We start from the raw sequence: 17,823 nt of genomic DNA, 5'->3' as shown, positions 1-17,823 counted from the left end.
AAATGGCTTACTAAGAGAATATTTCCCAAAGAAAACAGATTTAGCCACCATCTCTGAGGAGGCTTTGAACAAAGCCTTATATGATATCAATCACAGACCGCGAAAATGTTTAGCTTACAGAACTGCTTGTGAAGCTCTAGAGGATGAGTTTGACTAAATGTTGCACTTATTCTTGCAATTTATCTTATTAATAATCTTTAAGGGCAGATTCAACGGCTGCTTTTTCTTTTTCAATCAAGTTTACTCGTGCGGCAATTGTCTTAATTCCCATCAAGATATTACGTTCTAAGGCTTTATCACTTGTTTGTGGCTCGAAGAAAGCAATATATTGATCAAGACGTTCTTGCGTTTTAAAGATTCCAGCTGGGATATTAACAAAGCTATCAAAGCTCATATCGCCACCTAGGGCTGCCTTAATCCAATCCCAGTTATCTTTCGCCCAGTTCCAAACGGTCTCTTGTGCAAATGATTTGTTGAGGAAATTCATATACCATAGGTACAAGTCTTGAGGTTTAACGACATGTTTGTCTTTAAGCTGACCTAGCACGTAGTCGAGACCTTCTTGGTTTTTAAGGTATGAAACTGCTTGAGTCAATTGACGACGGAAATTACTATCATTTGTTGTTACATATGCATTGACATAGTCTTCAACAAGAGTTAGACTGTTTTCTTGTTTCATTTGGTTAATGAGAACGAGACCACGGACACTTGCAGGGATGCTTTCAATGTTCTCTTTATGAGCTTGGAAAACACTTGCGGCCGCAAGGACTGCTGGTTGATAGACTGCTTGAATCAAGTAGCTAAGAGCTGTTTGACGAACCATTTCATCTTCATCTGATTCTCCATCTTTGGCATCAAAACCAAGACGCTCAAAGTCGTTTTGAAATTGACGACGTACTAAAGCCTTGTAATGCACTTCTGCTTCTGTATCCTCATCGATAAAGCGTTTCAAACCAGCGAGGATTTGAGACTTAGCTTGAGCAATCAAGAAGCTTTCTTCTTTTTCGACAAGATCAAGAAGAGCGACTAGGCTTGCATATGAGATACGGCCACTTTCAGCAAGAAGACGGCGTTCTTGCAAAATCTGAAGTTTACTTACAGTATCAAGGTTAGCAAATTCCTCTAAGAGTTGGTCCAAGAGTTCACCTTGATAATCTGTGATGTAATGTGCTGTATTTGCTGTATTAAGGCGAAGAGCTCCTTTATTTTCAGCAGCAAGCTGGTTATAATTTGGAATCTCAATACGCTCTTCTGAGAGTGTGTCTGGGAGCCCCTTCCAGTTTGTGTTCAATGGAATCTCCCAAAGACGACCTTTATCTTCATGTTCACCAATGAAGAATTGTTTTTGACTAAGAATGAGAGTGTCGTCAACTACTTCTGCACTAACAACAGGGTAACCTGGTTGCTCCAACCAAGTATCCATGAAACTAGAGACATCTTTACCAGAAGCATCAGAAAGGGCATTCCAGAGATCTCGTCCAATAGTGTTGTTGTACTGATGTTTTTCGAAGTAAGCTTTAAGTCCTTTAGCAAAGGCTTCGTCACCTAACCAACGGCGAAGCATATGCATGAGACGGCTACCTTTAGCATAAACGATAGCACTATCAAAGAGGGTATTAATCTCATCTGGGTGATTGACTTCCATGTGGACAGACTGAACACCGTCTGTAGCATCACGTTGGAGGGCATGAGGCACACCAGTTGTTTGGAAATCTTCGAAGATATTCCAGCTAGGCTCAATGGCATCTACTGAAACATACTCCATCATATTGGCAAAACTTTCGTTAAGCCAGAGATCATCCCACCATTTCATTGTAACAAGGTTACCGAACCATTGGTGAGCCAATTCGTGGGCAACTACAAGGGCTACTTGTTGACGGCTTGCAGCTGAGCTATTTTCATCTACAAGAAGGTAAACTTCACGATAGGTAACAAGTCCCCAGTTTTCCATGGCACCTGCTGAGAAGTCAGGAAGTGCGAGATGGTATGACAATGGGATAGGATACTTGACTTGGAAGTAGTCTTCGTAGAAATCAATGACACGAACGGCAATATCAAGGGCAAAGTCAACGCTGTTTTCAGCTTGTGCAACTGTAGCGAAGACACCAACTTCAGTACCGTTTTGTGTTTTCGCTGTCTTACCTTGAAGAGCTCCAAAACCAAAGGCAAGGAGGTATGTAGACATACGAGGGGTTGTCTCAAAAGTCCAAACCCCAGTCTCTTCACGCAAATGGCTATTGATTTCAGGCATATTTGACAAAGCGATATCGCCTTCTTCAGCATCAAATTTCAATGAGAAATCAAAAGTAGCTTTAGCTTCTGGTTCATCAACAGATGGGAAGGCTTCACGCGCAAAATGAGATTCAAACTGCGTTGAAATAATTTCCTTTTTCTCACCATTGTAGGTGTAATATGATGGGTAAATCCCTGTCATATTATCTGTAATACGACCAGAGAATTCAATGACAAGCGTCAAAACACCGGTCTCTGGAAGTTCAATATGAAAGGCTTCGTTAGCATCATCCATTTGGAAGTTTAACGATTCATTATCCAAGAGAACGGAACTAATGGTAAGGTCTTTTTGGTGAAGGGAGATATGGTTATCAAGGGCTTCACCTGTAATGGCAACATTCCCTGTAAAGGTCTTTTCAGAACGATTAATGTCCAAGAAAAGATTGTAATTTTCAGGGATGAAACTTTCGATAAAACGAGCAACAGATGCTGTCATACGTATATACTCCTAATCTAACTTTTCGTATCGAAACAGACTGACAAATGTTTCGATATTAGACTCTTTTACAAAAGAAAAGGGTCTGAATTATTCAATACAAACCCATTATAACATAGATTGGAAGCTTTGCCTACAGTTCAATGATTTTACCAGATTTAAGGTAGACAACCCACTCGCAGAGATTGCGGGCATAGTCACCGATACGTTCCAAATACATAAGTACTTGGAAATATTCTTTGGCAGCGAAGGCGGCATCAGGATTCTTACGAACACCTTCTACTGTCATGGCTTGAATATCACGGAAATAGTTATCAATGATTTCATCTGAAGCTGCGATTTCATAAGCGCGTCGTTCGTCACTGTTCAAGTAAACATCTAGAGCATCTTCGACCATGTGGCGGACTGCTTTCCCCATTTTCTTGATTTCAGCTTCAATTTCAGTTAGACGCTCTTCACCTTTAATGCGGATGGTTGCTTTAGCGATAGCAACGGCATGGTCACCCATACGCTCAACGTCGCTAGATGCTTTAAGTGCGGTGATAACTGTACGCAAATCACTTGATACAGGTTGCTGTAGAGCAATAATTTCAAGTGATTTTTTCTCAAGTTTGGTTTCGTAGTTATTGACGATTTCGTCATTTTCAATGACTTCCTTAGCCAAATCACGGTCATGGCTGATAAAGGCACGTACAGCTTTCTTAAGTTGAGCTGCAACCTCTGTACCCATAGCGTAAAATTGGTTGTGGAGTTTTTCTAATTCTTCTTCGAAGGGAGTTCGTAACATCATAATTTTTTTAGTAATCTGTCCTTTCTTAACCGAATTTACCGGTAATATAATCTTCAGTTTCTTTATGTTGTGGATTTAGGAACATGTCTTTCGTTGATGAATACTCGATGAGCTCTCCATCAAGGAAAAAGGCTGTTCGTTGTGAGATACGGCTTGCCTGTTGCATAGAACGTGTGACGAGCAACAAGGTATATTGGTCCTTAAGGTTATATAGGGTTTCCTCAATCTTACCAGCGGAGATAGGGTCGAGGGCAGACGTTGGTTCGTCAAGAAGGATAACCTTTGGAGACGTGGCAAGAACCCGTGCAATACAGACACGTTGTTGTTGCCCTCCTGAAAGTCCAAGTGCTGAGTCATGGAGACGGTCTTTGACTTCTTCCCAGATTGAAGCACCTTTTAGTGACTCTTCTACTGCTTTGTCAAGGACAGCCTTATCTTTGATACCATTGATACGAAGGCCATAAACCACGTTTTCATAGATTGACATTGGAAAAGGATTGGGTTGTTGGAAGACCATTCCGATTTCTTTACGGAGCTCAACGGTATCTGTTCGAGGACTGTAGACATTGTGACCGTTGTATGAAACAGCACCAGTAAGTGTCCATTCGGGATTTAAATCTCCCATTCGGTTGATAGAACGGAGCAAGGTTGATTTCCCGGATCCTGAAGGGCCGATAAGGGCTGTGATTTCATTTGGATAGAAATCCATTGTCACATTATTGAGGGCTTTTTTCTTATTGAAATACACCGATAAATCATTAATTGAAATGATTGGTTCAGTCATAAGTGCTCCTTTCTATCCAAAGCGTCCTGATACATAGTCACTGGTTGACTGTAGGGCAGCATCTTGGAAGATTTTCTTGGTTTTATCATATTCGATAAGATCACCAAGGTAGAAGAATGCTGTATAATCACTAGCTCGCGCTGCTTGTTGCATATTGTGCGTCACGATGATAATAGAGTAATCTTCCTTAAGTTCAAACATGGTCTCTTCGAGCTGCATAGTAGCTACAGGGTCCAATGAAGCTGCAGGTTCGTCCATGAGGAGAATCTGCGGTTTCACGGCAATAGCTCTTGCAATACAAAGACGTTGCTGCTGACCACCTGAGAGGGTAAAGGCAGATTTATGAAGGTCATCTTTAACTTGATCCCAAAGTCCAGCTTGCTTAAGCGATGTTTCAACAATCTCGTCCAAGGTTTGCTTATCTCTTACACCTTTACGTTCGTGAGCAAAGGTGATATTTCTGTAAATAGACTTTGCGAATGGGTTTGGACGTTGGAAAACCATTCCAATATGTTTACGCATTTCATAAACATTGATATTACTTGCGTTAACATCGACTCCTTGATAAAGGATTTGTCCAGTAACCTTGGCAATATCAATCGTATCATTCATACGGTTTAGACTACGAAGAAAAGTTGATTTACCGCATCCTGAAGGCCCAATAAGAGCTGTGATTTTATTTTTCTCGAATTGCATGTCAATGCCTTTGATGGCTTCTTTTTGACCATAGTAGACATGCAAGTCCTTTGTTTCAAGAGCGAGCTCCTTCTCTGGGAAGGTAATAATATGACGCTCGTCCCAATTATATTTTGTCATGATAACTCCTTTAAGCGGATGTTAATTTCTTATGGAGGTAAGCTCCCAAACGACGTGCACCAAAGTTGAAAATCAGAATGAAAATCAAGAGCACTGCTGCTGAACCAGCAGATACTGCAGTGGCGTCAGGTGTCGTACCTTCCGAGTTGACCTTCCAGATGTGAACAGCAAGTGTCTCTGCTTGGCGGAAAATCGAAATTGGACTAGAGATGCTAAGCGGATTCCAGTCGCTCCAGTTAAGTGCTGGTGCAGATTGACCTGCTGTATAGATAAGCGCTGCTGCTTCTCCGAAAATACGACCAGAAGCAAGAACGATACCAGTAACAATACCAGGTAAGGCTTCTGGAACAACAACGTGACAGATAGTTTCCCATCGAGACAAACCTAGAGCTAGGCCAGCTTCACGTTGGGTATGGTGAACTGTGCGTAGACTATCTTCAACCGTACGAGTCATTTGTGGCAAGTTAAAGACAGTTAAGGCCAAGGCACCTGATAGGATTGAAAATCCATACTGAAATTGAACAACGAAAATCAAATAACCGAAGAGTCCGACCACTACTGAAGGTAGTGAAGATAGGATTTCAATACAGGTACGGACAAAGTTGGTAAGTCGTCCTTTTTTAGCATATTCTGATAAGAAGATGCCAGCTCCCATTGAAAGAGGCACAGAAATAATCAAAGTAATAACCAATAGGAAGAATGAGTTGTAGAGTTGAACCCCAATTCCTCCACCAGCTTTGTAGGATGATGATCGACTAGTCAAGAAAGACCAGCTGATGTGTGGTATCCCGCGAACCAAGATATAGAGAATCAAGGCTGCCAGGATTGTTACAATAATGCCAGCAATCACATAAAGCGTGCTGATGGCAATTTTATCAATTTTTTTAGCGTTCATAATTTCTCTTTCTCTCACGGGTAATGAATTTCACCAACATATTGAAACCAAGACTCATCAATAAGAGCACCAAGGCGAGAGACCAAAGGACATTGTTTGAAACAGTACCCATGACTGTATTCCCGATTCCCATAGTCAAGACAGATGTCAATGTTGCTGCTGGTGTCGTTAAAGAAGTTGGAATCACGGCGGAATTTCCGACAACCATTTGGATGGCCAGAGCTTCACCAAAGGCACGGGCCATACCAAAGATAACGGCCGTGAAGATACCTGGTTTAGCCGCATTAAGTGTCACACGCCAAATCGTTTGCCAGCGTGTAGCCCCCATTGCTAGACTAGCTTCACGGTAGTGACGAGGCACTGCACGAAGCGTATCTGTTGTCATAAAGGTTACGGTTGGTAGAATCATGACGAACAAGACAAAGGTACCTGAAAGAATACCAAAACCTGTTCCACCAAAAATTAAGCGAACAAATGGAACCACGACTTGGAGACCAATAAATCCATAAACAACGGATGGAATCCCGACCAAAAGTTCAATAGCGGGTTGTAGGAATTTGGCTCCTTTAGGAGAAATCTCAGTCATAAAGATGGCTGCTCCAATGGCAAATGGGGTTGCAACCAAGGCTGAAAGCAAAGTCACTACGAATGATCCCAAAATCATTGGTAGAGCCCCGAATTTACCTTCAGATGGTGACCAATCACCACTAAAGAGAAACTCGACCAAGCTAACTTTATTGACAAAGAAAGTCGCCAGCCCTTTTTGAGCAACGAAAAGTAAAATCATAGCCACGATGAAAACAATCAAGGCCAGGCAAAGGAAAGTGATTGTTTTACCAAACTTCTCGAGGCGTGAATTTTTAGAGGGTGATGTTAATTGTTTCACCAATTCTTCATTTTTCATGCTTACTCCTCACTCTTCTTTGAGACTTTACCATCAGCATCCTTGGTAACTTTCATGCTATGGATGGAAATGTAACCCATTTTTGCGACGACGTTTTCTTGGACTTCGTCACTCATCATGTAATCTAAGAATTGTTTGGTATAGCTATCCGGTTTTCCCTTGGTATACATATGTTCGTAGGTCCAAATCGGCCAATCGTTAGTTGCAACATTTTCAGCTTTGGGTTCAAATCCGTTTAACTTCAATGTTTTAACAGAATCATCAAGGTAAGCAAATGATAGGTATGAAATAGCACCTGGTGTCTGAGCAACAATTGACTTAACCATACCGTTAGAATCTTGCTCTTGGGTACGAATTGGTGATTTACCATCCATAATCACTGCATCGAAAGTTGCGCGTGATCCTGAGCTAGCTGCACGGTTAATAATAGTAATCTCTAGGTCTTTACCACCAAGCTGTTTCCAGTTTGTGATTTCACCAGTGAAAATCTTACGCAGTTGTTCTGTTGTTAAGTTATCTACAGAGACTTCTTTGTTTGTAATAACTGCAATCCCAGCAACGGCAACTTGAAAGTCAACAAGCTTACTAGCATCAATTCCCGATTTTTCCTCGGCAAAAAGGTCACTGTTACCAATTTGAACGGCACCGGATTGTACTTGAGAAAGTCCAGTACCAGAACCGCCACCCTGAACGTTAACGATATTGTCAGGGTTCTTTTCAGCGAACCCATCTGCTGCCGCCTCCACTAGGGGTTGAAGGGCCGTAGAACCAACTGCTGTAATGGACTGGCCACGGTCAATCCAAGAGGCACAGCCAGTTAAAACCAGCATGGCCATTGCCAGTGACAGAATCACTGCAAGGACTTTTGTTTTTTTCATTTTTGTCCTCCGACATTTTGTAACATAAGTAAGAAAGTGTCTCATAGATATGCTGTTAAAAGACACCTATCTAATTATAACAAGTATAGGATAACTAAGTCATATTAAAGTTTGGTTACAGGTTCTTAAATGTGAAATCTTAATCCTTTAGGATAGTAGTTTTTAACCGTATTTCCAACAACTTTAGCAAACCCAAAACCATTGCCGTCCACTAAAAGCTGATACCAACCGTTAGGATGTGTTTGATCTAGAGTAACCACATTACCAGAAACGTATTGGGCAAACTTGTCTTGACTTAGCTCTATACTTGAAACAACTTCATCAGATGTTAAAGCAATTCCAAGAGCAAAACTTGGTTCGAAACGTTTTTTCTTGAAGACACCAAGATGCAAACCGTTACGAGCGATTTTAACTTTAGAAAGGTCCGGGAGCCCTTTTGGAAGCAGGTAGAGATTGTCCCCAAAAACTTGCAGCAAACCATCCAGTCTAGTTTTAAGGTGTTTTTTTGCAAAATCTTCCCAAAGTTGCTTCTGCTCCTTGTTTAGGTTAGATTTTCCCTCTTTGATACGTGTTTGCTCAGGTACGCGCTTATCCTGGAATTTTGCCACAAACTGGCCTTCACCTTTGAAATGGTGTGGATACATTCGAGCTGTTTCTGGAAAATCAATTCCATCACTCATGCCATTCAATTTAGGGATTGCCACCAATTCAAGATCAGGATTATTTTCTAAAATCCAAGCAACAACACCTTCATTTTCCTCAGGAGACCAGGTGCAGGTTGAGTAGATCAATTGTCCACCAGGAGCGAGCATTTTCAAACCGTCTGATAAGATGTCCTTCTGTAATTGTGCCAGTTCATTAGGATACTCCTTATGCCAATATTGGATTGCATCAGGATCCTTACGAAACATTCCTTCTCCAGAACATGGTCCATCAAAGACAATCGTATCAAAATAATTTTTGAAAACTTTGGCTAGTTTATCAGCTGACGTGTTTGTCACAATAACATTTCTCGCTCCAAAACGCTCAATGTTTTCAACCAGAATTTTGCTACGCTTTGGATTGATTTCATTACTGACCAGCAGTCCTGTATTATCTAGGTAACTAAGAAGATGAGTAGACTTTCCGCCTGGAGCAGCTGCCAAGTCTAAGACACGACTTCCCTTGGATGGAGCTGCCACTTGAGCAACCATTTGAGCAGCTGGTTCCTGAGAATAAACTAAACCAGTTGCATGGTCGGCAGATTTTCCGGAAATTTTACCGTAATGGCCCCAAGGTGTTTCAGGGATAGCATCAGGAAAGTCCTTCTGTTGCTTTTTCAAAGGGTTGGTACGGTAGGCGGATACGGCTTCTTGATCAAAAGATGCAAAGAAGTCCTCAGCTTCATCTCTAAGGAGGTTATTATATTTTTCTATAAAGTCTGATGGAAATTGCATAGTTTCCTTTCTATCAAAAAACTGGACTAACCAAGAGAACTTGCTGTTCTGATTTGTCCAGTATGGTTTTATGTTTCAAATTAATTTTCTGAGCCCATAATATGCTTGATCTCTTCAAGTCTGTCTTTAGGGACAAGCATCACAGCTTGACGACTAGAATAATCCAGTGGTTCTCCAGAAATGGTCTCAAGGTGATAACCCAATTTTTCTCCCATAATACTTGCTGCGGCATAGTCCCATGGGTAAATAACTGAAAAGTAAGCTAAAATTTGACCAGATAGGACTTTTGACATGCTTAAACCAGCACCACCGTAGACACGAACGCCCAAGGTCTTATCAATAAGGTCTTTTAAGCCGTGAAAATTTTTAGCATACATAGCTCCATTGCTAGCGACTAGGCAACGGTCTAAAGGTCGGTTTTTATATGCTGGAAGCAACTTGTCATTACAATACACATCAAACTGGCCACCACCATAGAAAAGTTGATCAGCCATGACGTTGTAAATGAGGCCAAATTTTCCTTGCCCCTCTTCATAGTAGGCAATCATAACACAAAAATTATCTTGTTGGACAATAAAATTGACCGTTCCATCAATAGGATCCAAGACCCAGACATTTCCATCTTTAATATTATGAACCAAGCCATTTTCTTCAGCGAAAATATTGTCTGAAGGGAAGGAGGATTTAATACGTGCCACGAGTAAATCTTGTGTTTGTTTGTCAATATTAGTTACTAAATCATCATAAGCCGTCTTTTCTTCGACCGTGATAGTTTTACTTAAACTTTCTTTAATAAAAGCACCGGCTTCTTTGATGATTTCTTTGGCGAAAATCAGTTTATTTTCCAAGTGATACAAATCCTTTATCTTTTGCTTTAGCAGCTTTGACAGCTTGATAGGTTGAAAAACCGCTAGCTTCTTCAAAGGCCTTGTCTAGTTGTTTTTCAGGCGCTTTGCCTGGAACAACGGTTTTAAATGCCTTATAGGCTTGCAAGAGTTGGTCACGGTCAACCTTGCTCTCGTATGCTTTTTCTACCTGACTCAAAAAATGAAGCACTGTGGTAATTTCCTCAGTGCTCCATGATGGATCGAGTGGGTAGGAATAATTTCCTTTAGTCATTGTTACCCTCAATTTCAGCTCGAATGGTCGCTTGGCGCAATTCTTGCTTTCTATAATCACGAGGCAAAAAGGCACGAATTTCATCTTCGTTGAAACCAATTTGCATGCGTTTGGTGTCCATAATGATAGGTCGACGAAGAAGATTTGGGTATTCAGAAATCAATTGAATGAGTTCCTTGATGGTCAAATCATCCACATCGATATTCAGCTTCTGAAAGACTTTTGAACGAGTTGAAATGATATCTTCAGTACCATTTTCCGTGTAAGACAAAATCTTCATTAACTCATCGTGAGTTAATGGGCTCGTGATAATATTGTGTTCGTCAAAAGCAACTTCATGATTGGTCAACCAGGCTCGTGCTTTCCTACAGCTAGTGCAGCTAGGTGATAAAAATAAAGTTACCACGCAAACACCCCTTTCACTTTAACATTCCTAATCATTATACATTATTTGATTAGTTTTGGCTACGCTTTCTTAAAATTTTTCCGCGATTTTTTTATCAGCCTCCAGTTGAGCACATAGTTCATCGATATTATTGAACTTAATCATATCACGGATATAATCCAGCCAAAAAACTTCAATTGTCTTTCCATAAATATCGCCTTCAAAATCAAAGATATTGGCTTCAAGACGAAGTTCTGTTCCCCCAAAGGTAACGTTTTTTCCTAGGCTAGTCATGGAACGATAACGTTTGCCATCAATTACAACTTCGGCGACATAGACACCGTCAGCTGGTAGAAAAGTCCTATCAATAGGTGCTAAATTTGCTGTTGGAAAACCAATGGTACGTCCACGGGCATCACCATGCACCACAATGCCACGTGTAGAGAATTCATGGCCAAGGAGTTTATTGGCTTCTTTAACCTTGCCTTCTCGTATTAATTGACGCACACGTGTTGACGAAATCTTTTCACCATCGCTTTGTTGCTCCTCAATGACATGAACATTACCAGAAAAATTACGGGCAAGATAGTCCGCATCTGTTCGATGATGTCCAAATTTGTAATCAAAGCCCACAACAACCTCTTGGGCTTTTAGACGTTTAATATAACGAGCAATGAAATCGTCTGAACTTGTTCGAGCAAAATCACTATTGAAATCTGTTAAATAAAGCTGATCAGTACCATAGGCTTTAAAAAGATCACAACGTCTCTGAGGTGCTGTGATATGAAGGAGGAGATCATCCGTATACCTTTGAAAAGTCAATTGAGGGCTCTCATTAAAGGTAAGGACAGTTACTTCAAGCTGTTTTTCATCAGCAATCTGGCGCGCCTTATCAAAAAGGACCTTATGACCACGGTGAAGAGCATCGAAATACCCTAAGACAAGAACCGTTTCTTTTTCCTGATGGATATCTTTATAATCGTTAATAGAAGTTATTTTCATTGACTTAATACTTTTCTAGGTTTATAAACTTGATTTCGCTTTTCCATGATGGCTAGAACCTTGTCTCCTAAAAAGGCCGCAACTAAGGGTTCTTGGCTATCGATAGTAATAAAGCGACCAAATGAAATTTCTTTAGCATCATCCTCAGTGACTTGAACAGCTGGTAGGTCCTGAACACCAAATTCGATGGGAAGGAGGAAGGAAGTATCCCCCGCTTCTACCATTTCTGTAATTTGTGAGAGAGTTAGTGCCTTATCTAAGGTTAGACCAGCTGAGGCTGTTCGACGAAGAGCAGACATATGACTCGCGTATCCGAGTTTTGCACCCAAATCGACAGATAAAGTACGGACATAAGTCCCCTTGCTACAAGCAACACGGAAGGTGAATTTTGCGGTGTTGTTTTCCAATTCAATAGGAGAGGTACGGACAAATTCGGAAATTGTCACTTGACGTTGTGGACGCTCTACTTCTTCTCCAGCGCGTGCGTACTCATAAAGTTTCTTTCCGTTGACCTTAACTGCTGAATACATAGGAGGGATTTGTGTGATTTCGCCCTCAAAACTAGTCATGACTTTGTCAACTGTTTCTTCATCTAGCTCTGTAACTGGAGTTGTTTGAACGACATCTCCACTAGCATCCTCGGTAGTTGTCGAAAAGCCAATGGTAATTTCTCCTTCATAGACCTTTCCTGCTTCAGTCATGTATTCAATGACACGAGTCGCTTTTCCAACCGCTATAGGTAAAACACCGGTAACATCTGGATCAAGAGTTCCGCAGTGCCCAATTTTTTTCTCATGTAATATTTTGCGTAGTTTAAATACAGCATCATGACTGGTCATTCCAGCCTCTTTTTTTAGATTAATAATTCCTGAAATCATACTTTTAATTATATCAAAAGCAATCCTAAAGAGCTAGGTAGAAACATAAAGAGGCAGAGAGCAAAGTCTCTAACCTCTTGAGTATTATAGTCATAAGCAATCGCAAAACTGCTAGCTTTTTAATCAATATCTCTTTTAAGATCGCTTTCCAGTTCAAAGAAGGCTTGAATATCTTGCACATACTCTAGGACACCCTGAAAGTCTCCCTTGTCATCTCTAACAGCTGCATAGGTAACATAAACGAATTTCTCTAAACGTTCAGATTTGAACCACATTGGAACTTGGTCACGCTCCCCACTCTTCAGTAATTCAAAGATTTTCTTGACCTTGTCAAGCACTTTTGGCGGATGACAAAGTTCAACGTTTCGTCCAATTTGGCTAGGTGTTCGTTTAAAAACCATTTCATTGGCGGGAACATTATCATTATAGTACTGGAAAATATCGTCTTTATTGACGAAAGTGATTTCCAAAGGAAGATGGTTGAGAATGAGATTGGCCTGCTCCACAGAAAGATAACCATTGCCAAAAGGCTGAGTCGTTTCTCTATCTACGACAGTTTCAGTTTTTGGTTTTGGAGTGAAGCTGATGGTGAACTGCCCTTCGGGAGTGTCAATAATTCGGGTATTGTCCAGATGTTCGTCACTACTTAGTTCAGATTGTTCTTGCGATGTATCAGCATTTACCTCCTCAAAACGTTCACGCTTAGGTTTCCAGACAGCTGTAGGTTTTATTATTGCATAGCCATAGGCATCGCTTTCTTCGGCAATCGAAAGCCAATCGTCTTGGGTGAAGGTTTCAAGCAGAATCATAAGTAAGATAGCCTCTTCTTTGAAAATCATGGCTTCAAACTCTTCTGAGAATGCTTCGAAAGACTTTGAAAATTCTTCTAAATCAGTATCTGGAAGTTCTTTTAGTTTAGCTTCTGCCGCTCTAAAAAGTTTTCGGATGTCATCGTCTACTCCCCACATCACTTTTGGAGGGGAGTCATGGCCGTAACGCTCCATTATTGGAAAGAAAAGCTTTTCTTTACGCGTATAATGATTATGGAATTGACCAAGTAGAGTCATCTGATGCTTAAGTCCATTGAACAAGTCAGATTTAAAATCTTCATTTTCAGGCTTACTAATATTTTCTATGATACGTCGGATACGGAGAATAGCTGAACGTAGGGCTAAATTCTCTTGTTTAAACACATAGACAGGGTGGCCCTCTTGATCAGTGTCTGCCACTTCCACATCTGCAATAGCACCTTTAAAGAGATTTGCGTGGACATTACAGAGGCTCATTACGTCTTCAAAGGTAACCCCATCTTCTGATGACATCAATTCATGCTCCATCATAGAGATTTCGAGGGCAGATACTCCCTTGAAGTGTTGATTGAAGCGCTCTTGAACACTCTCAGGACTGGCTCCATGGTGCAAATCAAGTAGAATTTCTTTGAGTATTTGAATACGATTATCTTCCATATCAGTCACCAATTACGTCATAACCATTGAACAGCAAGGTTTGCTTAATTTTTTCTAAGGGAATATTTGCTAACTTAGATCCAGCCTTTAGACTTGTTACCTTACCGACAGTATTTAGCATAGCTGGGTTAGACAAGGGCTTGAAACCGAGATCAATCAGTAATTCCTTAACCTCTGGATGCTCTTTAATGATTGTTGCAACAGGTTGTGATAAATCTATAGTGTTGGTAGTCATAATGACCTCCTATTAACATATTTACTACTTCCATTATACACGAGAATAATGAAAAAAAAACCAACAAATCTTAGTTTGCTGGCTTTTGATTAATTTCCAAATAGAGCTTCTGTGACATTATGCTGGATATTTTCCCACTCCTGCTCTGCCCTCACCATCTTACGGTGGTAATCAGCACGCCCACGCAAGTAGGCAGCAATTTGATAATCTTGCTTCACAATTGGTATCTCAGGAATTTTGATATCCAAGAGGTCAGCTGTCGACAAATTTAGGACAGCCTTTCCCTTATCAGCATAGTCTAAATAGGCACGACCAATCTCTGTCTCAAGGAAAAACTTGATGTAGAAACCACGGAGTTTCTCTTTGGGACGAAGCACTGTGATGTTTGATGAAGCGACAACTTCTCGCTTGCCCTGATCTTCGAAAACAGCAACTTTCTGAACCGTTCCCTTAGATGCAATAAGAACATCACCGTCTTCTAAGAGAAATCGTAAAAGTTTGCGTCGTTCCTCAGAAAACGTTTTAAGGTCATCGTAGGCAATGCCGTTGGGTGTCATATCCGATAGATTAATGACAGCAAATTCGCCAGGTTCTGCCTTAGCAGGAACAGCTTTTCCTTTAAATTGATCGACAACATCGCCTAAACGAACAAGTTTGTCTGTATTAGCTTCGTAATCGATAATCAGTTGAGGTCTTTCTTTTTCAGACATTGAATCTCCTTTTATATTTTACTATCCATATTGAGTATTGCTATACAATAATAGCAAGAAGCTAATACTTTTGCAAGTAAAAACTGTAAGAAAGGCAAAATAAAAAAGAGACCTGAGCCTCATTTTATAAGCTTTTAACCGCTGCTACTGCTGCTTCATAATTTGGATCAGTATTGATATTGTCCAAATATTCGACATAAGTAATCTTATTGTCAGCATCTGCCACTAAAACTGCACGTGCTAACAAGTGCCATTCTTCAATGAGGACACCATAATCTTTACCGAAACTATTATCATAGTAGTCAGAAAGCATGATGGCATTTTCAAGTCCTTCAGCACCACACCAACGAGCTTGTGCAAATGGTAGGTCCACTGAAATAGTAATAACTACTGTATCGTCTAATTCTGACAATTCCTTATTAAAGGTACGTGTTTGAGTTGAACAGATACCAGTATCGATTGATGGAACGATAGAGATAACTTTTTTCTTTCCATCGAATTCTAAAAGTGATTTTTTCGTCAAATCAGTTGTGGTCAAGTTAAAGTCACGCAAGGTATCTCCAACTTGAAGTTGTTTGTCTTCTGCTACTGTAACTGGTTTTCCAATAAATGTTGGCATGTTAGTCCTCCAATACTTTTTTAACTATTGTACTGTAAATATAGCGATAAGCCTAAGCATTTGTTTAGAATTTTTCAAACAGTAGTCTAATTTTTTCAGCAATAACTGCATTAATTGCAGGAATAACCTCATCCGCAAAGTTTTTTAGGTAGGGATAATCACCAATTTGCACTCCATATATAGCATTTTTGAAAAGAGAAATATCATTTTGATCATTTCCAAAAGCTACAAAGGCTTTACCAAAGTGGTTTAAAACAGTACTAGCCTTGGTCACACCTTTAGGATTAATGTAAAGACACCTTTCGATATCATGATAACTAAGGTCTAAACATTCCAGTTTGTTTAGATTAAAGATAAGGTCTTCACGTATATCTTCATGCTCTACAAGTGGCATAACAACTTTGATAGGCTCATTAAGTTCATGAACAGGCAAAATCCTTGCTTTGTTTAATGGATCAACATTTGAAAGAAAAGGGATTTGCTCAGGATTTTGAATAGCATAATTAAAGGTATCATCAATAAAATAAGGGAGATTATAAGTATCACAGTAGCTAACAATCGTTCTTAGAGCAGGAGAAGGTATTGTGTATTGTGATACTAAGTGTTCATCTTGAAAGACTTCACCACCGTCTAAGCCTACTACTGTCAGCTTTCTCAATTCTCCTTCTAAAATACTAAGACAGTCTCTGTAAGAACGTGCTGTTGCAAAAATAATTTCATGCCCGTATTTTGGTGCAGTTAAAAGAACCTTTTGTAGGTCTTTTGACATGGTCATACCATCAAAACATAGGGTTCCATCCAAATCAAAAACAAATTTCATAGGGATAGTATAACAAAAAACCAGCTAAAGAGCTGGCTAAATCATTTTGTATTGAAATACTTAGATTTTATCAAGAGCTAGTTTTAAATCTTCAATCAAATCATCTGCGTTTTCCAAACCAACTGAGATACGAATTTGATTTGGAGTGACACCACAAGCTAGTAAATCAGCTTCTGCCAATTGTTGGTGAGTTGTTGTTGCAGGGTGCACCACCAAAGATTTTGCATCAGCAACGTTAGCTAAATCTGAGAAGATTTCAAGATTATCAATTACGGTACGTGCTTCGTCTTGTCCACCTTTAACATGGAAAGTGAAAATAGAACCTGGACCTTTAGGGAAGTATTTTTGTGCCAAGTCATAGTAAGGACTTGATGGTAATCCAGGATAGTTAACCTTTTCAACTTTTGGATGATTTTCTAAAAAGTCTACGATTTTTTTTGTATTTTCGACGTGACGTTCGACACGAAGTGAAAGTGTTTCAAGTCCTTGCAAGAGCAAGAAAGCATTGAAAGGTGCTAAGGCAGCCCCTGTGTCACGCAAAAGTTGTGTACGAAGGGCAGTTACAAATGCTGCTGGACCAACATCACGCGTATAGCTGATATTGTGGTAAGATGGGTCCTCGTCAACCAACTGTGGGAATTTGCCTGAAGCTTCCCAGTCAAATTTACCAGAATCGACGATAAGACCTCCAATAGTTGTTCCATGTCCACCGATAAACTTAGTTGCAGAATGAACCACGATATCTACACCATGGGAGATAACATTGATGAGATATGGAGTTCCAAAAGTATTGTCAGCAACCAATGGAATCTTATGATTGTGAGCAATCACAGCAATTTTTTCAAAATCAGGAATATTGATAAGCGGATTTCCCAAAGACTCAATCAAGACAAGCTTGGTATTATCTTTGATTGCAGCTTCAATTTCTTCAGGATTGTCAACATCTACAAAAGTTGTTGTGATTCCATAGCGTGGAAGGGTTTCTTTTAAGAGATTGAATGTCCCACCATAGAGGGTTGTCGCAGCAACAACATGATCACCAGCATGTGCCAAACCAAGGATAGCATAGGTGATTGCAGCCATACCTGATGCCGTAGCCAAGGCCCCAACACCACCTTCGAGGGCTGCAATACGTTCTTCAAGTACTGCTACTGTTGGATTGGTAATACGTGTGTAAATATTACCAGGCTTTCTAAGGGCAAAGAGATCTTCACCTTCTTGAGCGTCGTCAAAAACATATGAAGTGGTTTGGTAAATTGGAACAGCACGTGATTTTGTTTCCTTGTCAGGTGTTTGTCCAGCGTGTAATTGTAAGGTTTCAAATGAAAATTCTCGTGACATATGGGTGTCCTCCAAAA

The 17,823-nt window shown here is 40.2% G+C and carries 19 protein-coding genes and 1 pseudogene; 1 reads left to right on the top strand and 19 read right to left on the bottom strand.

The window, feature by feature from the left end:
• Positions 1 to 157 (top strand): annotated as a pseudogene (locus HMPREF2867_RS11675) (IS30 family transposase); the annotation flags it as partial.
• 30 nt (positions 158 to 187) lie between these two features.
• Here the strand turns inward: HMPREF2867_RS11675 and HMPREF2867_RS09825 are convergent.
• The 19 genes from HMPREF2867_RS09825 to HMPREF2867_RS09735 form a co-directional block, all read right to left on the bottom strand.
• Entirely contained in the window at positions 188 to 2,728 is a 2,541-nt protein-coding gene (locus HMPREF2867_RS09825; protein ID WP_070577267.1) for a M1 family metallopeptidase, read from the bottom strand.
• 133 nt (positions 2,729 to 2,861) lie between these two features.
• Positions 2,862 to 3,515: a phosphate signaling complex protein PhoU gene (phoU, locus tag HMPREF2867_RS09820; protein WP_004182526.1), complete on the bottom strand. Its 654-nt coding sequence runs from the start codon at positions 3,513 to 3,515 to the stop codon at positions 2,862 to 2,864.
• 28 nt (positions 3,516 to 3,543) lie between these two features.
• On the bottom strand, positions 3,544 to 4,302 hold the full coding sequence (gene pstB / locus HMPREF2867_RS09815; protein ID WP_002884992.1) for a phosphate ABC transporter ATP-binding protein PstB: 759 nt from the start codon (positions 4,300 to 4,302) through the stop codon (positions 3,544 to 3,546).
• Positions 4,303 to 4,314: 12 nt separating this feature from the next.
• Positions 4,315 to 5,118 carry a phosphate ABC transporter ATP-binding protein PstB gene (gene pstB / locus HMPREF2867_RS09810; protein WP_048790301.1) on the bottom strand — a complete coding sequence of 268 codons (804 nt, stop codon included), beginning with the start codon at positions 5,116 to 5,118 and terminating at the stop codon, positions 4,315 to 4,317.
• Positions 5,119 to 5,128: 10 nt separating this feature from the next.
• Entirely contained in the window at positions 5,129 to 6,013 is an 885-nt protein-coding gene (pstA, locus tag HMPREF2867_RS09805) for a phosphate ABC transporter permease PstA (RefSeq protein WP_013990602.1), read from the bottom strand.
• Positions 6,003 to 6,917 carry a phosphate ABC transporter permease subunit PstC gene (gene pstC, locus HMPREF2867_RS09800; protein ID WP_002890959.1) on the bottom strand — a complete coding sequence of 305 codons (915 nt, stop codon included), beginning with the start codon at positions 6,915 to 6,917 and terminating at the stop codon, positions 6,003 to 6,005. The genes pstA and pstC overlap by 11 nt, the downstream gene beginning before the upstream one ends.
• Positions 6,918 to 6,919: 2 nt before the next feature.
• Entirely contained in the window at positions 6,920 to 7,795 is an 876-nt protein-coding gene (locus HMPREF2867_RS09795) for a phosphate ABC transporter substrate-binding protein PstS family protein (protein WP_070577266.1), read from the bottom strand.
• A gap of 125 nt (positions 7,796 to 7,920) precedes the next feature.
• Positions 7,921 to 9,231 carry an RsmF rRNA methyltransferase first C-terminal domain-containing protein gene (locus HMPREF2867_RS09790; RefSeq protein WP_070577265.1) on the bottom strand — a complete coding sequence of 437 codons (1,311 nt, stop codon included), beginning with the start codon at positions 9,229 to 9,231 and terminating at the stop codon, positions 7,921 to 7,923.
• A gap of 80 nt (positions 9,232 to 9,311) precedes the next feature.
• A complete protein-coding gene (locus HMPREF2867_RS09785; protein ID WP_070577264.1) occupies positions 9,312 to 10,079 on the bottom strand; it encodes an inositol monophosphatase family protein in 768 nt (255 codons plus the stop codon).
• A complete protein-coding gene (locus HMPREF2867_RS09780; protein ID WP_004182521.1) occupies positions 10,069 to 10,350 on the bottom strand; it encodes a UPF0223 family protein in 282 nt (93 codons plus the stop codon). Before HMPREF2867_RS09780 ends, HMPREF2867_RS09785 begins: the two co-directional genes overlap by 11 nt.
• Positions 10,343 to 10,756: a Spx/MgsR family RNA polymerase-binding regulatory protein gene (locus HMPREF2867_RS09775; protein ID WP_002890965.1), complete on the bottom strand. Its 414-nt coding sequence runs from the start codon at positions 10,754 to 10,756 to the stop codon at positions 10,343 to 10,345. The genes HMPREF2867_RS09780 and HMPREF2867_RS09775 overlap by 8 nt, the downstream gene beginning before the upstream one ends.
• A 69-nt stretch (positions 10,757 to 10,825) precedes the next feature.
• Positions 10,826 to 11,737 (bottom strand): bifunctional riboflavin kinase/FAD synthetase, encoded by a 912-nt coding sequence (locus HMPREF2867_RS09770; RefSeq protein WP_070577263.1) that lies wholly within the window; start codon positions 11,735 to 11,737, stop codon positions 10,826 to 10,828.
• Positions 11,734 to 12,615: a tRNA pseudouridine(55) synthase TruB gene (gene truB, locus HMPREF2867_RS09765; protein WP_070577262.1), complete on the bottom strand. Its 882-nt coding sequence runs from the start codon at positions 12,613 to 12,615 to the stop codon at positions 11,734 to 11,736. The genes HMPREF2867_RS09770 and truB overlap by 4 nt, the downstream gene beginning before the upstream one ends.
• A 119-nt stretch (positions 12,616 to 12,734) precedes the next feature.
• Complete coding sequence (locus HMPREF2867_RS09760) at positions 12,735 to 14,081, bottom strand: DUF438 domain-containing protein (protein ID WP_070577261.1); 1,347 nt, start codon at positions 14,079 to 14,081, stop codon at positions 12,735 to 12,737.
• Between the two features lies 1 nt (position 14,082).
• Positions 14,083 to 14,316, bottom strand: coding sequence for a DUF1858 domain-containing protein (locus HMPREF2867_RS09755; RefSeq protein ID WP_002890969.1), 234 nt, complete (start codon positions 14,314 to 14,316; stop codon positions 14,083 to 14,085).
• Between the two features lie 89 nt (positions 14,317 to 14,405).
• Complete coding sequence (locus HMPREF2867_RS09750) at positions 14,406 to 15,026, bottom strand: restriction endonuclease subunit S (protein ID WP_064524430.1); 621 nt, start codon at positions 15,024 to 15,026, stop codon at positions 14,406 to 14,408.
• A gap of 124 nt (positions 15,027 to 15,150) precedes the next feature.
• Complete coding sequence (gene tpx, locus HMPREF2867_RS09745) at positions 15,151 to 15,645, bottom strand: thiol peroxidase (RefSeq protein WP_070577260.1); 495 nt, start codon at positions 15,643 to 15,645, stop codon at positions 15,151 to 15,153.
• A 64-nt stretch (positions 15,646 to 15,709) separates the two neighbouring features.
• Complete coding sequence (locus HMPREF2867_RS09740; protein ID WP_070577259.1) at positions 15,710 to 16,465, bottom strand: HAD hydrolase family protein; 756 nt, start codon at positions 16,463 to 16,465, stop codon at positions 15,710 to 15,712.
• A gap of 60 nt (positions 16,466 to 16,525) precedes the next feature.
• Positions 16,526 to 17,806: an O-acetylhomoserine aminocarboxypropyltransferase/cysteine synthase family protein gene (locus HMPREF2867_RS09735; RefSeq protein WP_070577258.1), complete on the bottom strand. Its 1,281-nt coding sequence runs from the start codon at positions 17,804 to 17,806 to the stop codon at positions 16,526 to 16,528.
• Between the last annotated feature and the right edge of the window lie 17 nt (positions 17,807 to 17,823).

Origin of the sequence: Streptococcus sp. HMSC064H09, assembly GCF_001812625.1 — a bacterium.
Lineage (GTDB): Bacteria > Bacillota > Bacilli > Lactobacillales > Streptococcaceae > Streptococcus.
This window is presented reverse-complemented; position numbering and strand designations above follow the sequence as displayed.

Coding starts and splice junctions, on each gene's coding strand:
- HMPREF2867_RS09780 (WP_004182521.1), bottom strand. CDS start 10,350: ATGACTAAAGGAAATTATTCCTACCCACTCGATCCATCATGGAGCACT.
- truB (WP_070577262.1), bottom strand. CDS start 12,615: ATGATTTCAGGAATTATTAATCTAAAAAAAGAGGCTGGAATGACCAGT.
- HMPREF2867_RS09740 (WP_070577259.1), bottom strand. CDS start 16,465: ATGAAATTTGTTTTTGATTTGGATGGAACCCTATGTTTTGATGGTATG.
- tpx (WP_070577260.1), bottom strand. CDS start 15,645: ATGCCAACATTTATTGGAAAACCAGTTACAGTAGCAGAAGACAAACAA.
- pstA (WP_013990602.1), bottom strand. CDS start 6,013: ATGAACGCTAAAAAAATTGATAAAATTGCCATCAGCACGCTTTATGTG.
- HMPREF2867_RS09790 (WP_070577265.1), bottom strand. CDS start 9,231: ATGCAATTTCCATCAGACTTTATAGAAAAATATAATAACCTCCTTAGA.
- HMPREF2867_RS09735 (WP_070577258.1), bottom strand. CDS start 17,806: ATGTCACGAGAATTTTCATTTGAAACCTTACAATTACACGCTGGACAA.
- pstC (WP_002890959.1), bottom strand. CDS start 6,917: ATGAAAAATGAAGAATTGGTGAAACAATTAACATCACCCTCTAAAAAT.
- HMPREF2867_RS09795 (WP_070577266.1), bottom strand. CDS start 7,795: ATGAAAAAAACAAAAGTCCTTGCAGTGATTCTGTCACTGGCAATGGCC.
- HMPREF2867_RS09755 (WP_002890969.1), bottom strand. CDS start 14,316: ATGACTACCAACACTATAGATTTATCACAACCTGTTGCAACAATCATT.
- pstB (WP_002884992.1), bottom strand. CDS start 4,302: ATGACTGAACCAATCATTTCAATTAATGATTTATCGGTGTATTTCAAT.
- HMPREF2867_RS09750 (WP_064524430.1), bottom strand. CDS start 15,026: ATGTCTGAAAAAGAAAGACCTCAACTGATTATCGATTACGAAGCTAAT.
- HMPREF2867_RS09825 (WP_070577267.1), bottom strand. CDS start 2,728: ATGACAGCATCTGTTGCTCGTTTTATCGAAAGTTTCATCCCTGAAAAT.
- HMPREF2867_RS09770 (WP_070577263.1), bottom strand. CDS start 11,737: ATGAAAATAACTTCTATTAACGATTATAAAGATATCCATCAGGAAAAA.
- HMPREF2867_RS09760 (WP_070577261.1), bottom strand. CDS start 14,081: ATGGAAGATAATCGTATTCAAATACTCAAAGAAATTCTACTTGATTTG.
- pstB (WP_048790301.1), bottom strand. CDS start 5,118: ATGACAAAATATAATTGGGACGAGCGTCATATTATTACCTTCCCAGAG.
- phoU (WP_004182526.1), bottom strand. CDS start 3,515: ATGTTACGAACTCCCTTCGAAGAAGAATTAGAAAAACTCCACAACCAA.